The organism is Allomesorhizobium camelthorni (genome assembly GCF_011045125.1).
GTDB lineage: Bacteria > Pseudomonadota > Alphaproteobacteria > Rhizobiales > Rhizobiaceae > Allomesorhizobium > Allomesorhizobium camelthorni.
Genome location: NZ_JAAKZF010000005.1, coordinates 121,320 through 144,707 on the forward strand (window position 1 = coordinate 121,320; position 23,388 = coordinate 144,707).

Annotated in this window: 28 protein-coding genes; 17 read left to right on the plus strand and 11 right to left on the minus strand. The window is 63.9% G+C overall.

The genetic code is table 11. The features are described from left to right. Nucleotides 1-2: 2 nt before the first annotated feature. On the minus strand, nt 3-461 hold the full coding sequence (locus G6N73_RS06885) for a hypothetical protein (RefSeq protein ID WP_165025155.1): 459 nt from the start codon (nt 459-461) through the stop codon (nt 3-5). Between the two features lie 85 nt (nt 462-546). Between G6N73_RS06885 and G6N73_RS06890 the strand changes: the two genes are divergently transcribed. The 5 genes from G6N73_RS06890 to G6N73_RS06910 all read left to right on the plus strand — a co-directional run bounded on the left by G6N73_RS06890 (nt 547) and on the right by G6N73_RS06910 (nt 4,491). After that, nucleotides 547-1,542, plus strand: a complete 996-nt coding sequence (locus G6N73_RS06890) for an L-threonylcarbamoyladenylate synthase (RefSeq protein ID WP_246251720.1) — start codon at nt 547-549, stop codon at nt 1,540-1,542. 9 nt (nt 1,543-1,551) lie between these two features. Further along, nucleotides 1,552-2,976: an FAD-binding oxidoreductase gene (locus G6N73_RS06895; RefSeq protein ID WP_165025162.1), complete on the plus strand. Its 1,425-nt coding sequence runs from the start codon at nt 1,552-1,554 to the stop codon at nt 2,974-2,976. 86 nt (nt 2,977-3,062) lie between these two features. After that, nucleotides 3,063-3,305 (plus strand): type II toxin-antitoxin system antitoxin VapB, encoded by a 243-nt coding sequence (gene vapB / locus G6N73_RS06900; protein WP_165025165.1) that lies wholly within the window; start codon nt 3,063-3,065, stop codon nt 3,303-3,305. Continuing rightward, nucleotides 3,302-3,694 carry a PIN domain-containing protein gene (locus G6N73_RS06905; RefSeq protein WP_165025168.1) on the plus strand — a complete coding sequence of 131 codons (393 nt, stop codon included), beginning with the start codon at nt 3,302-3,304 and terminating at the stop codon, nt 3,692-3,694. The genes vapB and G6N73_RS06905 overlap by 4 nt, the downstream gene beginning before the upstream one ends. A gap of 227 nt (nt 3,695-3,921) precedes the next feature. Next, nucleotides 3,922-4,491, plus strand: coding sequence for a DUF6101 family protein (locus G6N73_RS06910; protein WP_165025171.1), 570 nt, complete (start codon nt 3,922-3,924; stop codon nt 4,489-4,491). A gap of 52 nt (nt 4,492-4,543) precedes the next feature. Here the strand turns inward: G6N73_RS06910 and ubiA are convergent, their stop codons facing one another. Continuing rightward, on the minus strand, nt 4,544-5,527 hold the full coding sequence (gene ubiA, locus G6N73_RS06915) for a 4-hydroxybenzoate octaprenyltransferase (protein WP_165025174.1): 984 nt from the start codon (nt 5,525-5,527) through the stop codon (nt 4,544-4,546). A gap of 120 nt (nt 5,528-5,647) precedes the next feature. Here ubiA and G6N73_RS06920 point away from each other — a divergent pair, with 120 nt between their 5' ends. The 3 genes from G6N73_RS06920 (at nt 5,648) to purD (ending at nt 7,529) form a co-directional block, all read left to right on the plus strand. Further along, a complete protein-coding gene (locus G6N73_RS06920) occupies nt 5,648-5,902 on the plus strand; it encodes a type II toxin-antitoxin system Phd/YefM family antitoxin (RefSeq protein WP_165025177.1) in 255 nt (84 codons plus the stop codon). After that, entirely contained in the window at nt 5,899-6,171 is a 273-nt protein-coding gene (locus G6N73_RS06925; protein WP_165025179.1) for a Txe/YoeB family addiction module toxin, read from the plus strand. The genes G6N73_RS06920 and G6N73_RS06925 overlap by 4 nt, the downstream gene beginning before the upstream one ends. Before the next feature lie 83 nt (nt 6,172-6,254). After that, nucleotides 6,255-7,529, plus strand: coding sequence for a phosphoribosylamine--glycine ligase (gene purD, locus G6N73_RS06930; RefSeq protein WP_165025182.1), 1,275 nt, complete (start codon nt 6,255-6,257; stop codon nt 7,527-7,529). Nucleotides 7,530-7,623: 94 nt separating this feature from the next. Here the strand turns inward: purD and G6N73_RS06935 are convergent, their stop codons facing one another. From G6N73_RS06935 to G6N73_RS06950, 4 genes are all read right to left on the minus strand, one after another. Beyond that, nucleotides 7,624-8,565: a phosphoribosylaminoimidazolesuccinocarboxamide synthase gene (locus tag G6N73_RS06935; RefSeq protein WP_165025185.1), complete on the minus strand. Its 942-nt coding sequence runs from the start codon at nt 8,563-8,565 to the stop codon at nt 7,624-7,626. Between the two features lie 432 nt (nt 8,566-8,997). Further along, complete coding sequence (locus G6N73_RS06940; RefSeq protein ID WP_165025188.1) at nt 8,998-9,891, minus strand: aminoglycoside phosphotransferase family protein; 894 nt, start codon at nt 9,889-9,891, stop codon at nt 8,998-9,000. 60 nt (nt 9,892-9,951) lie between these two features. Then, nucleotides 9,952-11,130, minus strand: coding sequence for a glycoside hydrolase family 25 protein (locus G6N73_RS06945; RefSeq protein ID WP_165025191.1), 1,179 nt, complete (start codon nt 11,128-11,130; stop codon nt 9,952-9,954). A 51-nt stretch (nt 11,131-11,181) separates the two neighbouring features. Beyond that, a complete protein-coding gene (locus G6N73_RS06950) occupies nt 11,182-11,412 on the minus strand; it encodes a hypothetical protein (RefSeq protein WP_165025194.1) in 231 nt (76 codons plus the stop codon). Between the two features lie 223 nt (nt 11,413-11,635). Between G6N73_RS06950 and G6N73_RS06955 the strand changes: the two genes are divergently transcribed. After that, nucleotides 11,636-13,414, plus strand: coding sequence for an acyl-CoA dehydrogenase family protein (locus G6N73_RS06955; protein ID WP_165025197.1), 1,779 nt, complete (start codon nt 11,636-11,638; stop codon nt 13,412-13,414). A gap of 24 nt (nt 13,415-13,438) precedes the next feature. Continuing rightward, the gene (locus G6N73_RS06960; protein WP_165025200.1) at nt 13,439-14,191 is read left to right on the plus strand and encodes a crotonase/enoyl-CoA hydratase family protein; all 753 of its coding nucleotides are present in this window, start codon (nt 13,439-13,441) and stop codon (nt 14,189-14,191) included. A 15-nt stretch (nt 14,192-14,206) separates the two neighbouring features. On the opposite strand, the gene G6N73_RS06965 is transcribed toward G6N73_RS06960, so the two are convergent. Both G6N73_RS06965 and G6N73_RS06970 read right to left on the minus strand, forming a co-directional pair. After that, nucleotides 14,207-14,710 carry a GNAT family N-acetyltransferase gene (locus tag G6N73_RS06965; protein WP_165025203.1) on the minus strand — a complete coding sequence of 168 codons (504 nt, stop codon included), beginning with the start codon at nt 14,708-14,710 and terminating at the stop codon, nt 14,207-14,209. Next, entirely contained in the window at nt 14,707-15,114 is a 408-nt protein-coding gene (locus G6N73_RS06970) for a type II toxin-antitoxin system TacA family antitoxin (protein WP_343044563.1), read from the minus strand. Before G6N73_RS06970 ends, G6N73_RS06965 begins: the two co-directional genes overlap by 4 nt. A gap of 126 nt (nt 15,115-15,240) precedes the next feature. Between G6N73_RS06970 and G6N73_RS06975 the strand changes: the two genes are divergently transcribed. Next, nucleotides 15,241-16,197 (plus strand): adenylate/guanylate cyclase domain-containing protein, encoded by a 957-nt coding sequence (locus tag G6N73_RS06975; protein WP_165025206.1) that lies wholly within the window; start codon nt 15,241-15,243, stop codon nt 16,195-16,197. Nucleotides 16,198-16,241: 44 nt separating this feature from the next. After that, complete coding sequence (locus G6N73_RS06980) at nt 16,242-16,490, plus strand: type II toxin-antitoxin system VapB family antitoxin (RefSeq protein WP_165025208.1); 249 nt, start codon at nt 16,242-16,244, stop codon at nt 16,488-16,490. 33 nt (nt 16,491-16,523) lie between these two features. Here G6N73_RS06980 and pdxH read toward each other — a convergent pair whose 3' ends face one another. Beyond that, a complete protein-coding gene (pdxH, locus tag G6N73_RS06985; RefSeq protein ID WP_165025211.1) occupies nt 16,524-17,141 on the minus strand; it encodes a pyridoxamine 5'-phosphate oxidase in 618 nt (205 codons plus the stop codon). A 40-nt stretch (nt 17,142-17,181) separates the two neighbouring features. On the opposite strand from pdxH, the gene G6N73_RS06990 reads away from it, so the two are divergent. After that, nucleotides 17,182-17,649: an RT0821/Lpp0805 family surface protein gene (locus G6N73_RS06990; protein WP_165025214.1), complete on the plus strand. Its 468-nt coding sequence runs from the start codon at nt 17,182-17,184 to the stop codon at nt 17,647-17,649. Nucleotides 17,650-17,727: 78 nt separating this feature from the next. Further along, nucleotides 17,728-18,657 (plus strand): DnaJ C-terminal domain-containing protein, encoded by a 930-nt coding sequence (locus tag G6N73_RS06995; protein WP_165025217.1) that lies wholly within the window; start codon nt 17,728-17,730, stop codon nt 18,655-18,657. Between the two features lie 112 nt (nt 18,658-18,769). Here the strand turns inward: G6N73_RS06995 and G6N73_RS07000 are convergent, their stop codons facing one another. Together G6N73_RS07000 and G6N73_RS07005 are read right to left on the minus strand one after the other, a co-directional pair. Next, the gene (locus G6N73_RS07000) at nt 18,770-18,907 is read right to left on the minus strand and encodes a hypothetical protein (RefSeq protein WP_165025220.1); all 138 of its coding nucleotides are present in this window, start codon (nt 18,905-18,907) and stop codon (nt 18,770-18,772) included. A 22-nt stretch (nt 18,908-18,929) separates the two neighbouring features. Beyond that, nucleotides 18,930-19,559, minus strand: a complete 630-nt coding sequence (locus G6N73_RS07005; protein WP_165025223.1) for a DUF1326 domain-containing protein — start codon at nt 19,557-19,559, stop codon at nt 18,930-18,932. A 222-nt stretch (nt 19,560-19,781) separates the two neighbouring features. Here G6N73_RS07005 and G6N73_RS07010 point away from each other — a divergent pair, with 222 nt between their 5' ends. The 3 genes from G6N73_RS07010 (at nt 19,782) to G6N73_RS07020 (ending at nt 23,377) form a co-directional block, all read left to right on the plus strand. Further along, nucleotides 19,782-20,102 (plus strand): hypothetical protein, encoded by a 321-nt coding sequence (locus G6N73_RS07010; protein WP_165025226.1) that lies wholly within the window; start codon nt 19,782-19,784, stop codon nt 20,100-20,102. A 179-nt stretch (nt 20,103-20,281) separates the two neighbouring features. Then, nucleotides 20,282-22,045, plus strand: a complete 1,764-nt coding sequence (locus G6N73_RS07015; RefSeq protein WP_165025229.1) for an adenylate/guanylate cyclase domain-containing protein — start codon at nt 20,282-20,284, stop codon at nt 22,043-22,045. A gap of 258 nt (nt 22,046-22,303) precedes the next feature. Continuing rightward, complete coding sequence (locus G6N73_RS07020; protein WP_165025232.1) at nt 22,304-23,377, plus strand: sensor histidine kinase; 1,074 nt, start codon at nt 22,304-22,306, stop codon at nt 23,375-23,377. The last annotated feature ends 11 nt before the right edge of the window (nt 23,378-23,388 follow it).

Here is a 23,388-nt window from a genome sequence, read left to right on the forward strand (position 1 = left end):
CCTCAGTAGGTAACCGGCGATTCCGGAGCCGGCGCGTCAGCCGGTTCCTTCTTGTGCGCGGCGGATTGCCGGCTTGGCGCCGGCAGCGCGTCGGCCGGTACCGAGGCCTGCACGGGCTGTGCGGGCATGGAGGCAGACGAAAACGCCGCGCCGGCGATGCCGCCGCGCAGCACCATCGGCGCAAAGCCGCGGCGCGGCTTTTTCGGCTTCTCGCCGACCGAGGCGACGTTTTCATAGGCGACATCGGGCGGGCCGAAGGCGAGGATGGAGCGGGTGACCATGCGGCGCTCGTTGGTCTCCACGGCGTCTTCCGGCATGTCCGGCGGGCCGGCCACGATCATGGACGGCCCGATCGGCCCCGTCATCGGCGCCAGCGCCACGATCGACGAGGCGTCAGCCGACCCCGCACAAGCCGTCGCAGCGCCAAGGACAAAAAGCTTCCAGAACGATCGCACCGGCATGCTCCATTGCATTTCCACGCCGGTCCCTTATCAGTCCCGGGTTGATGCCGGCTTGAAGCGATGGACGGCATTTTAGCGATCGGGCATGTCTAAAGGATTGCGGGAAGTGGCGGAAATTCGCAACGCGGCCGAGTCGATGGACGAGGCGCTGGCCCTGCTCAAGGCCGGCGAGATCGTCGCGATCCCGACCGAAACCGTCTATGGGCTGGCCGGCGACGCGACCAATGGCGCTGCGGTGGCGAAGATATTCGAGGCCAAGGGCAGGCCGCGCTTCAACCCGCTGATCGCCCATGTCGCGACCATGGCGATGGCCGAGGAGATCGCTGAATTCGATCAGCTGTCGCGAAAGCTGGCGGAAAAATTCTGGCCGGGCCCGCTGACGCTTGTGCTGCCGCTGAAGCCCGGCGGCGCGATCCATCCGCTGGTCACGGCCGGGCTCGATACGATAGCGCTGAGGATGCCGCGCGGCTTCGGCGCCAGGCTGATCGAGCGCCTGGGCCGGCCGCTCGCTGCGCCCAGCGCCAATTCGTCGGGCAGGATCAGCCCCACCACCGCCGCCGCCGTGGCGGACGACCTCTGCGACAGGATCCGGCTGGTGGTCGACGGCGGGGCGACGTCGGTCGGGCTGGAATCGACCATCGTCAAGGTCGAGGACGGAAAGCTGCGGCTGCTGCGGCCGGGCGGCATAGCCGCTGGGGAACTCGAGGCGGCAGCGGGCGCGGCGCTGCTTCGCGGCGCGAAAAACGGCGTCGAGGCGCCGGGCATGCTGGCTTCGCATTATGCGCCGGGCGCTCTGGTGCGGATTAACGCGGAGGATGTGGCGGCCGGCGAGGCGCTGCTGGCATTCGGGCCGGAACGCGCCAGAAATGCGGAAGGCGCGGTTGCGGTGCTCAACCTTTCCGAGACCGGCGATCTGCGCGAGGCTGCGAGCAACCTTTTCTCGCATCTCCAGGCGCTCGACCGCAGCGGCGCGAAAATGATCGCGGTCGAGCCGATACCATATGAGGGGCTGGGCGAGGCGATCAACGACCGGCTGTCGCGCGCCGCGGCGCCGCGTGACAGCGGCGCTTCGTATAAATAGGAAACGGCCATGGAAGCATCCGGCATAGACACAGCGCTCCTCGACCGCTTCGCAGTGATCGTCGGCGAAGGGTATGCGCTGCGAAGCGACGCCGACATCGCGCCCTACGTCACAGAGCGGCGCGGCCTCTATCCCGGCCGGACGCCGCTGGTGCTGCGGCCGGGCAGCGTCGACGAGATCAGCCGCATCATGTGGCTCGCCACCGAAACCAGGACGCCGATCGTGCCGCAGGGCGGCAATACCGGCCTTGTCGGCGGGCAGATGCCCGACGGGTCCGGCCGCGAGATCGTGCTGTCCCTGTCGCGGCTGAACCGTATCCGCGAGATCGACGTGCAGTCGAACACGGTGACGGTGGAAGCCGGCGTGGTGCTGCAGACGCTGCGTGACGCAGCCGACGCTGCCGACCGGCTGTTTCCCCTGTCGCTCGGGTCGCAGGGTTCGTGCCAGATCGGCGGCAATCTGTCGTCGAATGCAGGCGGCACCGGCGTGCTCGCCTACGGCAATGCGCGCGAGCTCTGCCTCGGCGTCGAGGTGGTGCTGCCGACCGGCGAGGTGCTCGACGATCTGCGCAAGCTGAAGAAGGACAACACCGGCTACGACCTGAAGAACCTGTTCATCGGCGCGGAAGGCACGCTGGGCATCATCACCGCGGCGGTGCTGAAGCTCTATCCCAGGCCGAAGGGCAGGGAGGTCGCATGGGTCGGCTTGGAATCTCCGGAGGCGGCGTTGGCGCTGTTCGGCAAGGCGACCGATCAGGCGGGCAGCGGCCTGACCGCGTTCGAGCTGATCGCCGACCGACCGCTCGACTTTGCCGTCCGTCATATCCCCGGAACGGTGCGCCCGCCGGCGGATGGATGGCCGTGGCATGTGCTGATGGAGGTGTCGTCGGGCCGCTCCGCCGAGGATGCGCGGCAACTCGTGGAGGACATATTGACCGCCGGGCTGGAGGAGGGGCTTGCCGGCGACGCGGTTATCGCCGCCAGCCTCGCGCAGTCCGACGCCTTCTGGCGCATCCGGGAGTCGCTTTCCGACGGCCAGCGTCCCGAAGGGGCCTCGATCAAGCACGATATTTCTGTGCCGGTCGCTTCGATACCGGAGTTCATCGAGCGCGCCGCGATTGCCGTGGAGGCGGTCAGCCCCGGTGCCCGCGTGGTCTGCTTCGGCCATATGGGCGACGGCAATCTGCACTACAACATCTCGCAGCCGGTGGGCGCGGATGGCGCCGCGTTCCTCGGCCTCTACCGTACGATGAACAAGGCCGTGCACGACATCGTGCGCAACCTCGGCGGCTCGTTCTCTGCCGAGCACGGCATCGGCCGGCTGAAGCGCGACGAGCTGCTCGCCACCACCCCGCCCGTGGCGATCGACCTGATGCGCCGCGTCAAGGCGGCGCTTGATCCGGCGGGCATTATGAATCCGGGGAAGGTGATTTAGCTCAGGGGGTGGACTGGTTTCCGCTCGCATTGAAATTGCACAGCAGATGAGATATATTTTTGTCATATCTCATTGGGAGACGAGCCGTGGAAACCGCGAAAATCTTCTGGTCCGGCCGATCGCAGGCCGTGCGGCTGCCCAAGGAATTCCGCTTCGATGCCGACGAAGTCCGCATCAGGAGGCATGGCAGCGCTGTAATTCTCGAACCCATCGCAAATGACTGGGCCTGGCTGGAGACGGTTACCGGGCCTGTCGATGAGGACTTCACAAAGGCCGCGACCGAGCAGCCGGACGAGCAGGAACGTCCTGAACTGGACTTCTTCAAGTGAAGTTTCTGCTGGACAGCAATGCGGTTATCGCACTGCTGAAAGGGCATCCCGGTTTTCTTTCACGGATTCGGCAACACGCGCCGCAGGATTTCGCGATCCCTGCCATCGTTGCGCACGAGCTGTTTTACGGAGCTTACAAAGGGCAACGCACCGCCGAGAATCTTGCGCGCATCGAGGCTTTGCAGTTCGAGGTTCTGGAGTTCGATCGCGAAGACGCCCGCCAGGCTGGTGAATTGCGTGCGCATCTCTCAGCCGCGGGTACGCCGATCGGACCATATGATGTCCTGATCGCCGGGCAGGCGTTATCCCGAGAAATGATCCTTGTTACGCACAACACCCGCGAGTTTCATCGCGTGCCGGATCTTCGCGTCGAAGACTGGGAAATCTGAACGCGCCAAACTGAGCCCCATTCACCCCTTCTTCACACAGCTTGCCAACACCTTGCACCCGGTCGCAAAGCGATAACCATGCCCCGGATCAGCAAAATTTAACCGACTTTCTTAAGCGCGGCGGTAAGGTCCCGCGGCGTAGGCTTCTTCCCATAACGAGACCGGGAAAACCGGTTCGGAGAGACCGGAAACCGGCTCTCAGGAGTAACAGGAAGAAGGCGCACTCAATGAGCACCGGACTGAAGCCAGTCTGGGCGGGACGCAACATGCGTCTCGACCCGTTTCGTCTGCCGCAGATGGTCAGCTACGCGACCCGCGGCGCCTATGGCGATGTGACCTTCACCATCGATCATCGCGGCGCGGTGCTGCGGCGCATCCTCGAAATGAGCGGTCTGCCGGTGACGGTGGCGCTGCCGGCCAACGCCTTCCGCGGCGTCGCGGCGAGGGCGCTGGAGGACGAGCACGGCACGGTGACCGTGACGCTGGAGCTGCTGCACAACGATCCGATGCTGTCGGTGCCGCTGCTGGTCGCCGACGATCTCGACGATGTGGCGGCCGACTGGCGCGCCTGGGCCGACGCCTATCGCCTGCCGATGCTGCTGATCGAGGCCGACGGCGTTGCCCGCACGCTGGAGGAATCGCTCGGCGCCGCCATCAAGGCGCTGCCGCCGCAGGAGCGCCGCAAGGGCCGTGTCACGCCGACGCGCCGGCCGCGCTTCCTCGCTCGGCGCAAGGCCGGCAATCTCGGCCTGAGGTTGGTCATCGACGGCGCGGAAATCATCGCGCGCGACGATTAGCTTTTTTCCGCATGATCTTATCCGAAAAGTCTGCAACTTTTCGGGATCATGCTTAGAGCATCGGCTTCAGCGCCATCCAGGCGCCGCCGGCGACGAGCCCGAGGAAGATCAGCCAGCCGACGACCTTGTTCGAATGGAACAGCCTCAGGCATTGCGCCGGATTGTCGATGTCGAGCACGTAGACTTGGCGCGCCATATGCGCGCCGGCGGCGACGAGGCCGGCCAGCGCCGGCATCGGCGCTTCCGCTGCGGCGAAGGCGATTGCGAAGAACATCAGCGCGAAGCCGTAGAGGCCGGTCAGCCAGATCTTGGTGTTTTCGCCGAAAAGCCGGGCTGTCGAGTGCACGCCGACAATGGCGTCGTCCTCCTTGTCCTGATGCGCGTAGATGGTGTCGTAGCCGATCACCCACAGGATCGAGCCGAGATAGAGCATGATGGCCGGCCCCTCGAGATCGCCGAATTCGACCGCCCAGCCCATCAGCGCGCCCCAGGAAAACGCAAGCCCCAGAACCAGTTGCGGCCAGTTGGTGATTCGTTTCATGAACGGATAGACGGCCACGACTGCGAGCGAGCAGAGGCCGAGTACGATGGCGAAGCCGTTGAACTGCAAGAGCACGGCGAGGCCGGCGAGCGCCTGGACAATGAGAAAAATCCAGGCCTGCCGGCGCGTGACTTGGCCGGAAGGCAGCGGCCGCGAGCGGGTGCGCTCGACCTCCGCGTCGATACTTTCGTCGACGATGTCGTTATAGGTGCAGCCTGCGCCGCGCATGGCGACCGCGCCGATAAGGAACAGGACGAGCGTGAGCGGCGAAGGCAGCAGCGTCAGCAGCGCATCGCCCGGCCGCGCAAACGCGGTCGCTGCCAGCGCCGTCGACCACCAGCATGGCCACAACAACAACCACCAGCCGATCGGCCGGTCCCACCGCGCAAGCTGCGCATAGGGCCACATGCCGCGCGGCAGCGCGCGATAGACCCAATGCCCGCTCGGCGCGTCGGCGACGCGGCCCTGGCCGGTTCGCGATTGAATGGTTTCCATGAGAGGTGGAGTGGCAGGCAAGGGCGGAGGCGTCAAGGTCGCCCAACCCTAGACAGGTGGTCTTGGCGGGTATATGTACAGAGATAAGTACATATCTGCCGAGCCGATGGAGCCAAAATCATGCGCCATGTGACCTTCACCGATTTGCGTAACAATCTGGCTACGCACCTCGACAAAGTGGAAGACGATCGTGACGAACTCATTGTCACCCGGCAGAACCATGACCCAGTGGTCATCGTCACGCTGAGCGACTGGGAGGGAATGAAGGAAACGCTTTACCTCTTGAGCAACCCCGCGAATGCGGAGCATCTGCTGAATTCGATTGCCGATGCGAACGCGGGAAAGATGACGGAACGTGAGCTTATCGAACCGTGAAGCTTCTATGGACGGATCGCGGCTGGGACGATTACACCCATTGGCTGAATGCGGATGTAAAGATTGTGAAGAGGATCAATGAGTTGATCCGAGACACCCGTCGCAATCCCTTTCAGGGCATCGGCAAGCCCGAGCCACTCCGCAACGAGATGGCAGGTTGGTGGTCCCGCAGGATCACTGAAGAGCACAGGCTCGTTTACCGCGTGAGCGGCAGCGGCGACGCTCAGGCATTGGAGATCGCTTCATGTCGTCTGCATTACAGGCGTTAGCCTGGTAACGGTTCGCTCCTTGACCTTCCGGCGCATACGCCATAGCGAAAATTTCCGACAGCACGGTTCTGGAGTCGCCCTCAATGAATGTCCTTCTCATCGGCTCGGGCGGGCGCGAGCACGCGCTGGCCTGGAAACTGGCCGCGTCGCCGATGCTGACGAAGCTCTACGCCGCGCCCGGCAATCCTGGCATCGCCAGATCGGCCGAACTCGTGGCGCTGGATGTCGCCGACCATGCGGCCATCGCGCGTTTCTGCCGCGAGCAGGCGATCGACCTCGTCGTGGTCGGACCCGAGGGACCGCTGGTGGCAGGGCTGGGCGACGATCTGCGCGCCGCCGGCATTCGTGTCTTCGGACCATCGAAGAAGGCTGCGCAGCTCGAAGGTTCGAAAGGTTTCACCAAGGATCTCTGCGCGAAATACGGCATCCCCACCGCCGCCTATGGCCGTTTCGGCAGCGCCGCCGACGCCAAGGCATACATCCGCAAGATGGGCGCGCCGATCGTGGTCAAGGCCGACGGCCTGGCGGCAGGCAAGGGCGTCACCGTCGCCATGACGCTGGACGAGGCGCTTGAGGCGGTCGATTCCTGCTTCGACGGAGCGTTCGGCGGGGCCGGCGCGGAGGTCGTCGTCGAGGAGTTTCTGACCGGCGAGGAGGCGAGCTTCTTCTGCCTGTGCGACGGCGCGACCGCGCTGCCTTTCGGCACGGCGCAGGATCACAAGCGCGTCGGCGAGGGCGACACCGGCCCCAACACCGGCGGCATGGGCGCCTATTCGCCGGCGCCGGTGATGACGCCCGAACTGGTCGAGCGGACGATGCGCGAGATCGTCGAGCCGACCATGCACGGCATGGCCGAGATGGGCGCGCCGTTTTCCGGCGTGCTGTTCGTCGGCCTGATGATCGCCGCCGACGGCCCGAAGCTGATCGAATACAATGTCCGCTTCGGCGACCCCGAATGCCAGGTGCTGATGATGCGGCTGAAGGACGACCTTCTGGTTCTGCTCAGCGCCGCCGCCGACGCGCAACTGGCGCATATGTCGGTGCGCTGGCGCGACGATGCGGCGCTGACCGTGGTGATGGCCGCCGAAGGCTATCCCGGAACGCCGAAGAAGGGCTCGGTCATCCGCGGGCTGGAGAGAGCGGGCGAGGGGGCCGAGATATTCCATGCCGGCACGGCCGAGCGCGACGGCGAGATTATCGCCAATGGCGGGCGCGTGCTCAATGTGACGGCGATGGGCGCGACGGTCACCGAAGCGCAGCAGAAGGCCTACGCCGCGGTTGACCTGATTGATTGGCCGGAGGGGTTTTGCCGGCGCGATATCGGGTTCAGGGCGGTTGAAAGGGAAGGCGGTCTATAGCCGCTGTCGTAGCGTCTAACGCTCGCACCGAGCTGGGCTTCCGCTTGGGTGGAAGGCTGCCATTTGTGTCACCTGGCGAAGGCTCACTTGGTCGTTAAAAGTAACGCTCAAGGTTCAAGCGGATGCGATCCAGCACGGTGTGCCCGGAAAGGTCAGGCACGAACTTATTGCCGGTGATCGCCCTATAAGCCTGCATGTAGACCTCCGAAGTCTGTTTGACGATCTCGTCGGGAATCGTTGGAATCGGTTCCTTGTAAGGATCGCACCGCGCCGAGACCCATGCCCTGATGAAATCCTTGTCGAAGCTCTCTGGCCGCCTGCCGCTCGCGAAGGCCTGTTCGTAGCTCGCCGCGATCCAGTACCGGCTGCTGTCGGGTGTGTGGATTTCGTCGGCAAGGATTATGGTCCCGTGTTTGTCGCAGCCGAATTCGTATTTCGTATCGGCGAGGATCAGGCCGCGTTCGGCGGCGCGCGCTTGGCCCCGGGCGAATAGCTGCAAGGCGTAGTCCGATACGGTATCCCACTGTGCCTGCGTGAGAAGGCCCTTTTCGATGATCTCGGCTTCGGAGAGAGGCTCATCATGACCACCGTCGAAAGCCTTACTCGTCGGAGTGATAATCACTTCAGGCAGTTTTTCATTGTCGCGCAACCCGTCCGGCAGGACCATTCCATACATGTCTCGCTCGCCGTTCTTGTACTTTGTCAGGATCGAGGTGCTGGTGGTTCCCGCCAAGTAGCCACGCACGACGATTTCGACCGGCAGTATGTCGAGACGGGTGCCGACGACGACGTTTGGGTCGGGGTACTCAAGAACATGGCTCGGGCAGATATCGGCAGTTTCCTCGAACCAATACCGGGCTGTTTGAGTCAGGATTTCTCCCTTGAACGGGATCGAGGTCAGGATGGTGTCGAAGGCGCTGAGACGGTCAGTGGCGATGATGATGCGTCGCCCGTCTGGCAGATCGTAGTTTTCGCGCACCTTGCCGTTGTAGTGGTTGGGAAGTTCGGGAATGAAAGCGTCAGACAGGGCGCGCATTTGTTTTTCTGCCTTCCGGAAATCGGCGTGATGCTATCGCATAGGCCTTCGACCCTGACCACATCAAGTAGGGTGGCCTGGCTTGCGTAGGACTTTTCCAATGAAGGGCAGAAAGTTGGAAGCGGTATTTCCACTCAGAGCATCAGGGCCGTCACCCCACCAGCCTATGATCCGCCAGCACCTCCTCAATTACCCGCCGCGCCCATGGCCCAAGCGGCTCCGCCCTTGCCGTTGTAGTCGTTGGGAAGTTCGGGAATGAAAGCGTCAGACAGGGCGCGCATTTGTTTTTCTGCCTTCCGGAAATCGGCGTGATGCTATCGCATAGGCCTTCGACCCTGACCACATCAAGTAGGGTGGCCTGGCTTGCGTAGGACTTTTCCAATGAAGGGCAGAAAGTCGGAAGCGGTATTTCCACTCAGAGCATCAGGGCCATCACCCCGCCCGCCTGTGATCTCCGAGCACCTCATCGATCACGCGTCGCGCCCATGGTCCAAGCGGTTCCGCGTCGCGGTGCTCGGCATATGTGATCAGCGCCTTCCACAGCGTCCAGCCGCGGCCGCGCGTCCAGGTCGCCTCGTCGGCGGGCATGGCGGCGCGGAACGCCTCGCGGCTTTCCCCTTCGAGGAACGTCCAGGCGATGTAGAGGTCGCAGGCGGGGTCGCCGACGGCCGATGAGCCGAAGTCGATGACGGCGCTCAGCCGGCCGTCTTTGACCAGCAGGTTGCCGACCGCGACGTCTCCGTGCACCCACACCGGCTCGCCGCGCCATGTCGCGGCAAGCGCCGTCTCCCAGATCTCGGTCGCCATGCCGGTGTCGACCGCGCCGTCGAGTGCTGCGATCGCGCGCCTTGTTTCGCCGTCATAGACAGTCAGCGATCCTCCGCGAAAGAAATTGTGCTTGCCGGGCGGCGGGCCGCGGGTGGCGTCGGCCCGCTGCAGCGCGATCAGGAATTCGGCCAGCGCGGTCGCGAATTGCCGCATGTCGCCGATGCGCTCGACCGAAGCGGTCTCGCCGTCGAGCCAGCGGTAGATAGACCACGGCCAGGGATAGAAGCCCGCCGGCGCGCCCTTCGCCAGCGGCGTGGGGATCGGAAGCGGCAGGAACGGCGCGAGTTTCGGCAGCCAACGGTGCTCTTTCTCCACTTGCGCCGCATAGGCAGCCGCGCTTGGCAGTCTTACCGTCATGCGGTCGCCGAGATGAAAAGTCCGGTTGTCCCACCCGCCGAATTCGACCGACCTGATCGGCAGGCCGGCCCATTGCGGGAATTGCGCCGCGACGAGGCGGCTCACCAGCGCTGCGTCTATGTCCTTCCGGTCGATCGTCATGCTGGCGGAAAAGGCTCTCTGCTGCCGTCGCCTTCCAATAAAGGCATCAGCCGTCGATCGCTAGTTCCGCCCTTCCGGAACCGTGGCGGTGACGATCGGGTCGATGCCGGCGGGCGGTGCGTCCCCGATGCCGGCCCAGGCGACCATGCTGTTCCTGGCCGACGCGAGATAGCCGGCGAGCGCCCGGAACCACGAGCCGCCCGTTTCGTATCTGTCGGGATAGTGCTGGCCACGCACCTGGAAGGCGGAGGCCAGCGCGACGGCGGCGCTTGCCTTCTCGACCGGCGCGTAGGACAGCGCGACGTCGCCGGCGAGCGCCTGCAGCCGCGCAACAGGCACGGGAACGCTGGCGATCATCTCGACGGGCACGTCGAGCAGGCCGCCGAACGGCCAGGTCTGGCGCAGCTCCTCCACGCTCATCGAGGCGACGTTGACGTCGATGTCGAGCGGCGTGCCGGGCACGCGATAGGGACATTGGCGCGCATTGCAGTTCGCCTGCGCCGAGAACTGCCAGAGCGTGTAGGTCGGCCAGTTGCCCTTCGGGAAATGCATGCCGATTTCCGGCTTGTAGCGCGCATACCAGAGTGGCAGCCGCGACAGCAGCGGATATTTTTCGCGGTTGTCCGCGATGTGCTGTGCCGTGGTGCCGTTGGTGTAGAGGATCGGGAAACGCCCGACGCGGCGATGGACGTGGCGCGCGAATTCCTCCGCGTCCTCCAGCGACATCCATTTTTCCGGATCGTTCTCCTCGATGTCGAGCGCCAAGAGATCGTCCGGGCCGGGTTCGGCAAAGTCGATGAAATTGTTGGCCTGGTCGACCGGGTTGCCCGGCCGCGCGAGATGATAGGCGCCCCATTCGAGGCCAAGCGCACGCGCCACGGTGCGGCGGGTGTGGAACAGTTCGCGCGCCACCGCATGGCGCTTGAACAACGCCTTGCAGAGCGCGATTTCCGTCTCGTTGCCCGAGCAGGCATAGTGCGGCGGCAGGCCGTCGGAGGCCTTGCTGATGAAACCGGCGATGCGCTTGTCGGTGACGAGTTTGTGCCAGTCGATGGAATTGTATTCGTAGGCGTCGATCACCAGCGCGCGGTCGCTCTTCTTCCACGGCTCGGAAAACTCCGACGCTGGCGCGGCCGGCGCGGAATGCGTCGCCATTGCCGCACCGAGCGTCAGCGAGATCAGAGAATGGCGAACCGTCTTGCCGAACAAGGCGCAGAATCCCCGCGGGTGAACGGTCATTCTTGCCTGTCGTGGTTAATGAAGTGCTGCTTGGCGTGCTGTCCCGAGCTGTTATCTGCCCGGAATGAAGGTGAAAGGATCGGGCGCCGGCCGGTCGGGCAGGCTTCCGTCCGCCTCGCGCCTGCGGAAATGGGCGAGCGAGCATTTCGGCGAGCAGAGGATGCCGCGGTCGCTCCAATAGGCGGGACCGTTGTCGATATTGCCATGGTGGTACCAGAAACCGGTGGCGCCATAGGGCAGGCTGCATTCGACGCAGCGGCGGGTCTCGGGTCTTGCCAGCATTTTTTGCCTGTTCGGTTTCCGGCATATTTAGGCTCGATGGAGCGATGTGCAACGGCGGAACAGTTATTTGACGTTTACGTCAGAAGTAACTAGCCCTTGCGACCGACAATTGGCTAGTGTGGACACTGCGGCTTGCGACAGTCTGCGAATTGGCGATTGGACGCATGATCTCGTCCGAAAAGTCTGCAACTTTTCGGGATCATGCTCGATGAGGAGGGCAGGAATGTATCGAGCGCCGGTTGAAGACATCGCCTTCACGCTGAAGCACGTTGCGGGCCTCAAGGCTGCGCTGGATGCCGGCGCGCTCGGCGACCTCACCGAGGATCTGGTCGACGCCATCCTTTCCGAAGCGGGGCGCTTCGCCACCGAAGAGATCGCGCCGCTGGCCAAGATCGGCGACGAGCAGGGCGCGGTGCTGAAGGATGCGGCCGTGACCATGCCGGCCGGCTGGAAGGAGCTTTACAAGCGCTGGACCGAGGGCGGCTGGAACGGCCTGTCGGCGCCGGAAGAATATGGCGGCCAGGCGCTGCCCATGATGCTCGGCGTCGCGGCGCTCGAAATGTGGAATTCCGGCTCGATGGCCTTCGCCCTGGGTCCGACGCTGACCATCGGCGCGGTCGAGGCAATCGAGAAGCACGCATCCGAAGAGCTGAAGCGGAAATATCTGGCAAAGCTCGTGTCGGGCGAGTGGATGGGCACGATGAATTTGACGGAGCCGCAGGCGGGTTCCGATCTGGCGGCGCTCCGCACGCGGGCCGAGCCGGCCGGCGATGGCGCGTATCGCATCTTCGGCCAGAAAATCTTCATCACCTATGGCGAGCACGATTTCACCGACAACATCGTGCATCTGGTGCTGGCTCGGCTGCCGGACGCGCCGGCCGGCACGCGCGGCATTTCGCTGTTCCTGGTGCCGAAATTCATCCCCAACGAAGACGGCTCACCTGGCCGCCGCAACGATGTGTTCTGCGCCAGCATCGAGCACAAGCTCGGCATCCACGGCTCGCCGACCTGCACCATGATCTATGGCGACGGCTTTGCCGACGGCATGGCGCCTGGCGCGGTTGGCTGGCTGGTCGGCGAGGAGAATCGCGGCCTCGCCTGCATGTTCACCATGATGAACAATGCGCGGCTGGCGATCGGCATGCAGGGCGTGGCGGTGGCCGAAGCGGCATTCCAGAAGGCGCTCGCCTACGCCAACGAGCGGCGGCAGGGCAAGGCTTCCGGCTGGTCCGGCGAAGGCATGGCGCCCATCGTCCATCACCCCGACGTGCAACGCAATCTCCTCACAATGAAGACGCTGACGCAGGCTGCCCGCGCCATCGCCTATGCCTGCGCGCATGCGACCGACATCGCGCGAAGCAGCCAGGGGGCGGAAAGCGCGCACTGGCAGGACCGCGCCAATCTCCTGACGCCGATCGCCAAGGCATTTTCCACCGACATCGGCGTCGAGGTGGCCTCGCTCGGCGTGCAGGTGCATGGCGGCATGGGCTTCATCGAGGAAACCGGCGCGGCGGCACTCTACCGCGATGCCCGCATCGCGCCGATTTACGAAGGCACCAACGGCATCCAGGCGATCGATCTTGTGGTGCGCAAGCTGCCGCTTGGCGGCGGCGAGCATGTGTTCGGTTATATCGCCGAACTCGACGAGATCGCCAACGCTGTCGCGGCATCCAACCGCGACGGCTTCGGACGGACCGCACTTCTTCTCGAACAGGCGCTCGACAGCCTGACCAATGCGACGCGCCACCTCCAGAGCCGCCTGGCCGACGGAAGAACGGACGATGCGCTTGCCGGTGCTACGCCCTATCTCAGGCTGTTCGCGCTGACAGCGGGAGCCGCCTACCTGGCGCGCGGCGCACTGGCCGACGGCGGCGAGGAGCGAACGGCGCTCTGCCGCTTCTTCGCCGAAAACCTGCTCGACGAGACGCGTGCGCTGAAGGACAGGGTGACCGGCGGGGCGGAAAGCCTTGCCGCCGCCGCGAAAACGCTGGTGCATGGCTGATTGCCGCGAGAGGATTCAAAGACAATGAGCGAACACATCATCCTCGATCGGCAGGGAGCCGTGCAGACTATCCGGATGAATCGCCCGGACAAGAAGAACGCCATCACGCGCAAAATGTATGCGGAGATGGCGGGCGCGCTTGCCACCGGCGATGCCGATCCGGCGGTGCGCGTGCATGTATTCTTCGGGGTTCCCGGCGCGTTTTCGTCGGGCAACGATCTGGCCGACTTCATGGCCGTCGCCATGGGCGGCGAGGGCGGCACCGAAGTCTGGGATTTTCTCCTCGCGCTCGCCACCGCGCAAAAGCCCATAGTCTCGGGCGTCGACGGCATTGCGGTCGGCATCGGCACGACCATCAATCTACATTGCGACCTGACCTTCGCCACGCCGCGCACAATTTTCCGGACGCCCTTCGTCGATCTGGGCCTGGTGCCGGAAGCCGGGTCGAGCCTGCTGGCGCCGGCGGTGCTCGGCCGCCAGAACGCGTTCGCGCTGCTCGGCCTCGGCGAGGGATTTTCCGCCGAGCGGGCGAAGGACGCCGGCCTAATCTATGCGGTCGTCGACGAGGAAAGGCTGGAGGCGGAGGTGCTGGCCGCGGCGCAAGCGATTGCCGCCAAGCCGCCCGAGGCGTTGAAGATCGCCCGCGACCTGATGCGCGGCTCCCGCGAGGACGTCGTCGCGCGCATCAAGGAAGAAGGCGCGCATTTCCAGGAGCGGCTGAAATCCGACGAGGCCAAGGCGGCCTTCGTCGCCTTCATGGGACGCAAAAAGGCATGACCTGCTCTCCGGCGCTCAGCCGAAGAGCTTCAGTGCGGTCGCGATCGGCAGGAACAGGGATTGGGGCCGGCTAGTGAGCGGGATGAAACCATGCTTGCGATAAAAGGCGGCGGCGTTGCTGTCCTTCGCGTCGACCAATAGGGAAAAGGAGGCTGGCGCGGCCCGTATGCTGCGATGGAGGGCGTCGGCGATGAGTGACGAGCCCAGCCCGCTGCCTTGATAACGCAGGTCGACCGCAAGCCTGCCGATCAATGTGGCAGGCAAAACCGGGTAGTGCGGCAACCGTCTCGTTTCGTCTTCAGGAAGTGAAGCAAAGGGGAGGCTGGCCGCCGAGAGCGTGTAATAGGCTGCAATTGCTGCCGCATCACGATCGACCGCGACGAAGCAGTTGCCGATACGCCGTTTGACATCCTGATTGGCCCGCTCGGACAAATAACGGTCGAGCACCGAAACGCCGCATGAGAATGCTCGGCGATCATGTGACGGATTCAACGCCTCGATGGCGACAGATAGGCTCACCGGGATTCGGCGACAAGTCGCTTATGAGCTTCGAACGCCTTGTGCAGCGCCTCGTTTGGATCCGGCGGGTTCAGGACCGCATCCATCATCAGCCGCTGGTCTTCGACCGATAGTCGGATAATGGCCGTTTCTTCGATGGTCCGCTGGGCGGCTTCCTGCGCGGCCGCAACTACGAAATCGCTGACGCTGCGGCCCTGAATTTCGGCCGCGCGCTTTACAACGGTGAGCATCTCCGGCGAGATGCGTGCCTCAATGCGGGCTGAACGTATCGCTTGAGTCGACATTGCCATCACCTTTTGCCGATCAATGTACGGTAATTTACCGGACATATCAAGCGATGTTGGAGGCGGTTTGGATTGGCTTGCTGAATCGTGGGAGGCCAAGGCGGCTTTCGTGGCGTTCATGGGCGCAAGAAGGCCGGATGAAATTCTCCGGCCGGGCATTGCGCCGGCGCTGACCCGCACCGATATTGCAAGGGCTGCTGGCGGGGGTAGCAATCCGATGTCGCTTCCGAGGGAGGCTAGACAGTGATGTCCACGACGCGCCGCAAGCTGACAACCATCTTCTCGGCGGACGTGCAGGGCTATTCCCGCCTGATGGCCGCCGACGAGGAAGGGACGCTCGCCACCCTCAAGAAATACCGCGATGCCATGGCGCGGCTGATCGAGGCCCATTCCGGCCGAGTCGTCAACACTTGGGGCGACGGCCTGATCGCCGAGTTCCCCAGTGTGGTGGAATCGGTGCGCGCCGCGATCGACGTCCAGAACGAACTGGCCGAATACAATGCCGGCCGCGCGGCCGATGAGCGCATGCTGTTTCGCATCGGCATCAATCTCGGCGACGTGATCGTCGAAGGCGACGATATCTATGGCGACGGCGTCAACATCGCCGCGCGCCTGCAGACATCGGCCGAACCGGGCGGCATCGTGATCTCCAACACTGTTTACGACCAAGTCCGCAACAAGATGACGGTCGGCTTCGAGTTTTTGGGCCAGCTTCCCGTCAAGAACATCGCTGAGGCGGTGCCGAGCTACGCGGTCAAGATCGGCGAGACTCCTGCGGCTGAGCCGGAGCCGAAGGAGCCTCGGACCGAATGGGGACGGCAGCCGGTCCAGTCCGCGCCGCCGGCGCGCGGTCCCGTCGCTTCAAGCCCCGCCGGAAGCCCCGTAATCAGCCGGAAAATGGCAATTATCGGCTTCGTCGCGGCCATCCCGGTGGTCGTCAATCTGCTTTCATGGGAAGGCGAGTTCTGGGCCAGGTGGCCGCTCTTCGGCTTCGCGATGCTGGCCGGGCTGATCTGGGCGCGAACCAACAGGCTGATCGATCCTATTCTTGCGACACTCGGCGTCGCCGGGCTCGGCGTGATTGCGGTCAATCTCCTGTCCTGGAGCGGTGTATTCTGGGCGGCTTGGCCCGCGCTTGTCATATCCGTCGCGGCAGGCCTGCGCTGGATCACCGGCCCGGGGCGCAGACGCTCGGCACGGTAAGATTCGGATGATGCCGGCCTGCAAATGGCATGGAGGGAGTTCAAATGGTGGAACCGCGGCTTTCCGTACGAAGCGCCAAGGCCCGTGATCTTGCTCGCCGGCTTGCCGAACGGGAAAACCGTTCGATAGCCGAGGTGGTCGAGCGTGCCCTTGAAGCGTATGAAATTCGAGAAGCGGGTCGCGAGCCGGCGTCCTCCTTCTACAAACGCCTGGTGACAAGCGGCGCTGCCGACGTCGATCTTGACGCGATAATCAAGGAAGGTCGGCAGGAGCACGCAGGCGTCGACCTCTGATCCGTACCCAGCGATTACAGGACAGGCAGGCAGCTACGGATAAAGCCGGGTCTTCTCCCATACGCCGGCGTCGGTGCGGCTGAACATGATGCGGTCGTGCAGGCGGAAGGGCCGGTCGTGCCAGAATTCGATCGTCTGCGGCTTGATGCGGAAGCCCGACCAGTAGGGCGGGCGCGGGATTTCACCGAATGCGTAGCGGGCGGTGTATTCGGCGACCGCTTTTTCCAGCGCGAACCGGCTTTCGAGCGGGCGCGACTGCTTCGACGCCCAGGCGCCGATGCGGCTGCCGCGCGGCCGCGTCGCGTAATAGGCGTCGGCCTCGGCGTCGCTGACGATCGCCACCGGCCCGCGCACGCGCACCTGGCGGCGCAGCGACTTCCAGTGGAAGCACATCGCCGCCTTCATCGAGGACAAGATCTCGCGCCCCTTGGTGCTTTCGAAATTGGTGTAGAAGACAAACCCCTGCTCGTCGAAGCCCTTGAGCAGCACCATGCGGACGTCCGGCATGCCCTCCTCGTCGACGGTCGCCAGCGCGACGCCGTTGGGGTCGTTCGGCTCGCTTTTCACGGCATCGTCGAGCCATTCGGCAAAGAGCCGGAACGGCTCCGCGGCCTCGGTGAAGTCACCGCTTGTTAACTCTGTCTGGCTCATAGTTTCAGCTCGTATTCATCGGGTTCGGGGAGATTGCCGATTGTCGCGCGCCGCGCAAGCGTCTGGAGGCTATTTCCTGCATTCGCTGCGGCGGCGGCAAGGGCTCAATGTAGCGCTTTTGGCGATCATGCTGCCGCTCTGCGCCTGCGCGTCGGGCGGCTTCAGCCTCGAAAAGGCCGAGATCGACCAGACCATCCTGACCGGCGATGTTTCGCAACGCGGCGCCCCGATCGCCGATCCGGAACGTCTGTCGGACGAGGCGACGATCCGCAATGCTGTGTCGTCCGCCGACCTTGAAGGGCTGGACGGCATGCCGCTGCCTTGGGCCAATGCAGGCACCGGCTCGCGCGGCATGATCACCGCACTGGCCGAGCACAAGGACAGGGGCCCACTCTGCCGACGCTTCACCACCTCGCGCGAGAGCTTCGACGGCATCAGCCTTTACCAGGGCGAGGTCTGCATGGTCGCGCCCGGCGCGTGGCGGATGGAAACGTTCAAAGCCTTGTAAGGTCGCCGCCGGCACTGGAATCTCTTTCTAGGCAGGCGCATATAGAGCGCGCAATCAGAATTTTCTCAGGCAGGAAGCATGCGCGATCCGTATGAAGTTTTGGGCGTTGCGAAGAACGCATCGGCCAAGGACATAAAATCGGCGTTCCGGAAACTCGCCAAGAAGCACCATCCGGACCAGAACCCCGATCCGAAATCGAAGGACCAGTTCGCCGCCGCGAGCCAGGCCTACGAGATTCTCGGCGACGAGAAGAATCGCGCGGCGTTCGACCGCGGCGAGATCGACGCTTCGGGCAAGCCGCGCTTCCAGGGCTTCGAGGGCCATCCGGGCCGTCCGGGCGGCGATCCGTTCGCGGGCTTCCGGCGGCAGCAAGGCCCCGGCGGCACGCGCTTCGAGTTCAGGACCAGCGCGCCGGGTGGCGATCCCTTCGGCGGCGCCGACATATTCTCCGAACTCTTCGGCGAGGGTTTTTCGCAGCGCGCCGGCCCCGGCGCGGGGATGGGCGCCGGCGCGAGGCGGCAGGCGGGCGATCTCAACGCCACGCTCGATGTAAGCATCGAGGAGGCGGCGACCGCGGCCAAGGTCAATGCGATGTTCCCCGATGGGCGCAAGCTCGCGGTGAAGCTGCCGCGCTATGTCGAGGACGGCCAAACCATCCGGCTCAAGGGGCAGGGCGAGCAGGGTCCGGGCGAGCCGGGCGATGCGCTGGTGAAGATACGCTTCCGCCGCCATCCGCGCTACCGCGTCGAGGGCCGCCACCTTCACGCCGATTTGCCCGTTTCTTTGGCCGACGCGGTGCTGGGCGCAAAGGTCCCGGTCGAAACGCCGACCGGCCGCCTGTCGGTCAGCGTCCCAGCCTGGTCGAGTTCGGACAAAGTGCTGCGACTGAAGGGCCGCGGCCTGCCGGAAAAGATCGGCGGCAACGCCGATCTTTATGCGCATGTCCGCATCATGCTGCCGCAGCATCACGACACCGAACTGGAAGCGCTGATGAAGAAGCGCGGGTGAGGGACGGCAAACCGGTTCGATCCGCGTATTGACGGCGGAAGGGCCGCGCCTGGTCACGCCAGAAGCAGGCCGATCCCCGCGGCAGTCAGGCACGCCCCGGCGATCCATGAAATCAACCGGCCGGACGGGACGGTTTTCTCCAGGAAAGCTGCAGAACGTAGATCCACGCGAGCGCGATGAGGAAGGCGAGTGTGGCCACGACGATGGCGCGGTCGCGCCGGAGCACCGCCTCCAAAGCCGTTTCGCTCATTGTCGGCCCAGCACCTGTTTGGCTAATGGATGCGTCCGTGCTGGTTGAAATGCAGCTCGCACCAATGGGCGTAGCTGTCGGCAAGGGTGAGGGGCACACTCCCGGACGATGTTGACCAGCCGCGGCCGACTTCGTTCTGATCGTATTCGAATCCGTTCGGCAGCACGATGCCGACACGGTGCTCGGCGCCGGTCACCGGATTGAGGATCGGCTCGCCGCGGCCGGAGGCGACACCTTCCGCCTTGCATTGGGCGCGGCGGGCCTGCTTGTCGAGATCGATGCTGATCGCCGCATAAATCGGATCGTGGACGGTTTCGCACATGGCGGTATAGACCGCCCAGAACGTCGCCATCGGGTCGGTCTCCTTGCCCGTCAGGATACTGAGGAGCGCCTCGCGCTGCGCGCCATCCGCGCGTTCGTCGATGATCGGCTGCAGGACGCCGCGGCCTTCGTGAACGGCGCCCGGCCAGGCGACGGCGATGGCCATGTTCAGGCCATCGAGCTTCGCATCGCCGAAACGTCCGCTGTCGATCCTGAAGAATCCGATCGCCTGGCAATTGCCATGCGTCGGCAACGCATTGAATTGACAAGGGCATGCATAGGAACAGTTGCAGTTTCCGAATTCCATCCCATGGAGTTCCCACTCAGTCATTGCTTCCTCCTGCAAGATGAGCTTGCCGAAAATTCATGATCGGTAAGTTTCGCGACTGCTCTATCAGTCGCAGTAAGGTCATGAAGTGTACTACTGGGAGACAAATAAGTCGACCTTTGTCTTTCTGCATCGTATAGAAAAGCGGTGCCTCGCCCCAGGATGGCTGCAACCAATAGGCCAGCCTGATCAACTTGGGAAAGGTGCTGCGTTGAGGGGTTGCGGTTGGCCGGTCGCGCCGCCGATGCCAATGCCCTGCGTGTCGGGCGTCAGTTGCCTGACTGTTTTGTTCAGGATTTTCCGGTGCCGCCGCACGACGATACGGCGGTCAACCTGACCAATCCCACCGTGCCGACCTTCATGCTGGCCATCCTGCCGCAATTCGTCGATTCGTGTCGTCCGGTTCGGCTAGAGTGCAACTGCTGGTATTTGAAGGGCACTGGCTTGCTGACGCTCGGATCGGCGGCTCTGGCCTCCAGCGCGGTAGGCGGCTGGCTCTCGCGCCACGGTTGCTGGTATGGCAGGAGCGTTTTGCAGACGCCGTGATGATCGTGCTCGGGCTGCGCCTGCTTTTCGCCGGAGATGCGCCCAGGCATTGCGCTGAGGCGGGAAGTTCCTAACTGAATACCAAACCGATGGTAGCAGCGCCGCGTCAACCGAATAGACTTCACAACGGCGCGTCGGTAGAATCTTGTCGAAAGCATATCCCGGAAGGCGCCAGCCATATGGCCACTGAACACATTCGGCGCAGGCTTGCGGCGATCCTGGCAGCCGACGTGGTCGGCTACAGCCGGCTGATGGAGCGCGACGAGACGGCCACGCATACCGCGCTCACGGCGCGCTGGAAGGAGGTTCTGGACCCGCTCGTCGAGCAGCATCAGGGCCGCGTCTTCAAACGGACCGGCGACGGCGTGTTCGTCGAGTTCGGCAGCGCGGTCAACGCCGTGGAATGCGCGGCTGCGTTGCAAGGCGCGATGGACGCGGCAAACGAGGACATGCCGGAAGACCGGGCGATCGTGCTTCGCGTCGGCGTCAATCTCGGCGACATCATGGTCGACGACAGCGATCTTTTCGGCGACGGCGTCAACATCGCCGCGCGCCTGGAGATGCTTGCCGATCCCGGCGGCGTGGCGATTTCGGACAGCGTCTACCAGCACGTGCACGGCCGCGTCGGGATCGATTTCGTCGATAGCGGCCTTCACGAGGTCAAGAACATCGAGCGCCCGGTGCATATCTGGACTTGGTCGCCGAACGGCCGGACGGAGGCGACTGCCAGGATTGTCGTCGAGGCCCCGCCGCCGCTTCCCGCAAAACCGTCGATCGCCGTCCTGCCGTTCGACAACATGTCGGGCGACCCGGAGCAGGGCTATTTCGCCGACGGCATCACCGAGGACATCATCACCGACCTGTCCAAAGTCTCGGGCCTGTTCGTGATCGCCCGAAATTCGTCCTTCGCCTACAAGGGCCAAGCGCCGGACATCCGCAAGGTGAGCCGCGAACTCGGCGTCCGCTACGTGCTGGAGGGCAGCGTGCGCAGGGCCGCCAACCGCATCCGGATCAATGCCCAGATGATCGACGGCACGACCGGCGGTCATCTATGGGCCGAGCGCTACGATCGTGGCATCGAGGATATATTCGCGGTCCAGGACGAGGTCACCCGCACCATCGTCAGCGCGCTCAAGGTGACGCTGACGCCCAGCGAGGAGACGCGGCGCGAGGGCCGCGCCAAGGTCGATCCCGAGGCTTACGACCTGCTCGTCCGCTCCCGCGAGACGATGCTTCAGCTCAGCGCCCAGGCGTCCAGGGAAGCCCGCGGCATGCTGGAGCGCGTCGTTGCCATCGACCCGAACCTCGCGGCGGCATATGCCCGGCTTTCGATCATCACTTTCGCCGAATACGTCAACCAGTGGAACGAGGCCACGCCGGAAAATCTCACGCAGGCGATGCAACTGGCGCACAAGGCGATCGAGCTCGACGATACCGAGCCGCAGGCCCATATCTCGCTGGCAATCGCCCTTACCTGGATGCGGCGCCTGGAAGAGGCCGAAAGCTCCGCGGAGCGGGCGGTCGCGCTCGACCCCAATTCGGGCGACGCTTATACGTCGCTTGGCAACATAAGGGATTTCCAGGGCCGGCACGAAGACGCCGTGGCGCTTTATACGCGGGCCCACCGGCTCGACCCGCAATTCGACATGTCGCTGCATTTCCTCGGGCGGGCGCTGTTGACGCTCGGGCGCTTCGACGAGGCGGAGATCGCCTTCAGGAGGCGGCTGACGCTCGCCCCGCGCTCGGATATGACGCGCTTCTATCTCGCCTGCCTCTATGGCCGCACTGGCCGTCATGAGGAGGCGCGGCGCTATTGGCAGGAGACGCTGGAGGTCAATCCGAACTTCTCCGTCGGCCATCTGAAGCAGATCCTGCCCTACCGCGATCCGGACACGCTCGACCGGCTGGTGGAAGGATTGCGCGAGGCGGGGATCTCGGTCTGAAACCAGACCGGTCGGAGTTGCACGCAAGGTGTTCGCTGCTTCGAGAAAGCAAACGAGCTTTTTCCCTGCGGTGGACCCGGTAGGCGGTCTGATCTATAGCTTACCCAAGGCCATTGATGGGACCGGTGCACATCAGGTTTGGCGAGCCTTCAATCCGCGAATTTGTTTCGACATCAATGAGCGCAACGGCAGTGAATGGAACGCCAGCCCTCGCTGGCCTCAGGAACCTACCGGTTCCGGATCGGACCGCTTTCAGTCATGATCAACTTTCAGAATCTGGATGACGGGCGGACGCTCGCGCAGGCGATCGTCAACACCATCCCCGAACCGTTCATCGTGCTCGACGATACGTTTCACGTGCTGGCTGCGAGTGCCTCGTTTTATCGGACCTTCAAGGTCGATCCCGAACATACGCAGGGCCGCCTCGTTTATTCATTGGGTGACGGTCAATGGGATATTCCCGCCCTTCGCGTTCTCCTGGAAACCATAATTCCCGAACACGCCGCCATGGACGGTTTCGAGGTCGAGCATGATTTTCCGAATGTCGGCCGCAGGATCATGCTGCTCAACGCCCGGCAGGTGATCTACGAGGACAGTTCAAGCAGGACGATTCTTCTGGCTTTCATGGATGTCACGGCCCGCCGCTCGATCGAACGGGAGAAGGAGTTGCTCCTCAAGCAAACCGAGGAACTGCTTCGCCAGAAGGACATTCTGCTTCAGGAAATGCAGCACCGCGTCGCCAACAGCCTTCAGATCATCGCGAGCATATTGTTGTTGAAGGCGCGGGCCGTGCTGTCGGAGGAAACCCGCCAGCATCTGAAGGACGCACATCAGCGCGTAATGTCGGTGGCGGAGGTGCAACGGCACCTCCACGCATCCGATGGCATCGACCAGATCGAGGTTGGATCCTACCTGTCGACGCTTTGCGGCAGCCTGGCCTCATCGATGGTTGGTGAGAGCCAGCCCATTTCGGTCAAGGTCATGACCGACATGGGGACGATTGGATCCGACACGGCCGTCAGCCTCGGACTTATCGTCACCGAACTCGTTATCAACGCGGTCAAATATGCATTTCCCAACCCGAAGGACGACTCACTGATACTTGTCACCTACGAGATCGACGAGGAAGACTGGAAACTGACCGTCTCGGACAATGGCGTGGGGAAGATCGCCGGCGAAACTGCTGGCAACAAAACGGGGTTGGGGACGGCCATCGTGCAAGCGCTGGTGAAGCAGCTAAATGCCGAATTCGAATCGGTCAGCGGCGCGGACGGCATGAAAATTTCGATCACGCGGGCGACCTTCACATCGCATATGCCGCAGGCGGCCTGAGCCGGCGTCGC

Coding starts and splice junctions, on each gene's coding strand:
- G6N73_RS06935 (WP_165025185.1), bottom strand. CDS start 8,565: ATGCGCGCCCTGTCTGACGCTTTCATTCCCGAACTTCCCAACCACTAC.
- G6N73_RS06970 (WP_343044563.1), bottom strand. CDS start 15,114: ATGAACGCCACGAAAGCCGCCTTGGCCTCCCACGATTCAGCAAGCCAA.
- G6N73_RS06895 (WP_165025162.1), top strand. CDS start 1,552: ATGGAAGCATCCGGCATAGACACAGCGCTCCTCGACCGCTTCGCAGTG.
- G6N73_RS07020 (WP_165025232.1), top strand. CDS start 22,304: ATGATCAACTTTCAGAATCTGGATGACGGGCGGACGCTCGCGCAGGCG.
- G6N73_RS06950 (WP_165025194.1), bottom strand. CDS start 11,412: ATGCTGGCAAGACCCGAGACCCGCCGCTGCGTCGAATGCAGCCTGCCC.
- G6N73_RS06890 (WP_246251720.1), top strand. CDS start 547: ATGTCTAAAGGATTGCGGGAAGTGGCGGAAATTCGCAACGCGGCCGAG.
- G6N73_RS06920 (WP_165025177.1), top strand. CDS start 5,648: ATGCGCCATGTGACCTTCACCGATTTGCGTAACAATCTGGCTACGCAC.
- G6N73_RS06945 (WP_165025191.1), bottom strand. CDS start 11,130: ATGACCGTTCACCCGCGGGGATTCTGCGCCTTGTTCGGCAAGACGGTT.
- G6N73_RS06960 (WP_165025200.1), top strand. CDS start 13,439: ATGAGCGAACACATCATCCTCGATCGGCAGGGAGCCGTGCAGACTATC.
- G6N73_RS06980 (WP_165025208.1), top strand. CDS start 16,242: ATGGTGGAACCGCGGCTTTCCGTACGAAGCGCCAAGGCCCGTGATCTT.
- pdxH (WP_165025211.1), bottom strand. CDS start 17,141: ATGAGCCAGACAGAGTTAACAAGCGGTGACTTCACCGAGGCCGCGGAG.
- G6N73_RS07000 (WP_165025220.1), bottom strand. CDS start 18,907: ATGAGCGAAACGGCTTTGGAGGCGGTGCTCCGGCGCGACCGCGCCATC.
- G6N73_RS06955 (WP_165025197.1), top strand. CDS start 11,636: ATGTATCGAGCGCCGGTTGAAGACATCGCCTTCACGCTGAAGCACGTT.
- G6N73_RS06910 (WP_165025171.1), top strand. CDS start 3,922: ATGAGCACCGGACTGAAGCCAGTCTGGGCGGGACGCAACATGCGTCTC.
- G6N73_RS06940 (WP_165025188.1), bottom strand. CDS start 9,891: ATGACGATCGACCGGAAGGACATAGACGCAGCGCTGGTGAGCCGCCTC.
- purD (WP_165025182.1), top strand. CDS start 6,255: ATGAATGTCCTTCTCATCGGCTCGGGCGGGCGCGAGCACGCGCTGGCC.
- G6N73_RS07015 (WP_165025229.1), top strand. CDS start 20,282: ATGGCCACTGAACACATTCGGCGCAGGCTTGCGGCGATCCTGGCAGCC.
- G6N73_RS06885 (WP_165025155.1), bottom strand. CDS start 461: ATGCCGGTGCGATCGTTCTGGAAGCTTTTTGTCCTTGGCGCTGCGACG.
- G6N73_RS06995 (WP_165025217.1), top strand. CDS start 17,728: ATGCGCGATCCGTATGAAGTTTTGGGCGTTGCGAAGAACGCATCGGCC.
- ubiA (WP_165025174.1), bottom strand. CDS start 5,527: ATGGAAACCATTCAATCGCGAACCGGCCAGGGCCGCGTCGCCGACGCG.
- G6N73_RS06975 (WP_165025206.1), top strand. CDS start 15,241: ATGTCCACGACGCGCCGCAAGCTGACAACCATCTTCTCGGCGGACGTG.
- G6N73_RS07005 (WP_165025223.1), bottom strand. CDS start 19,559: ATGACTGAGTGGGAACTCCATGGGATGGAATTCGGAAACTGCAACTGT.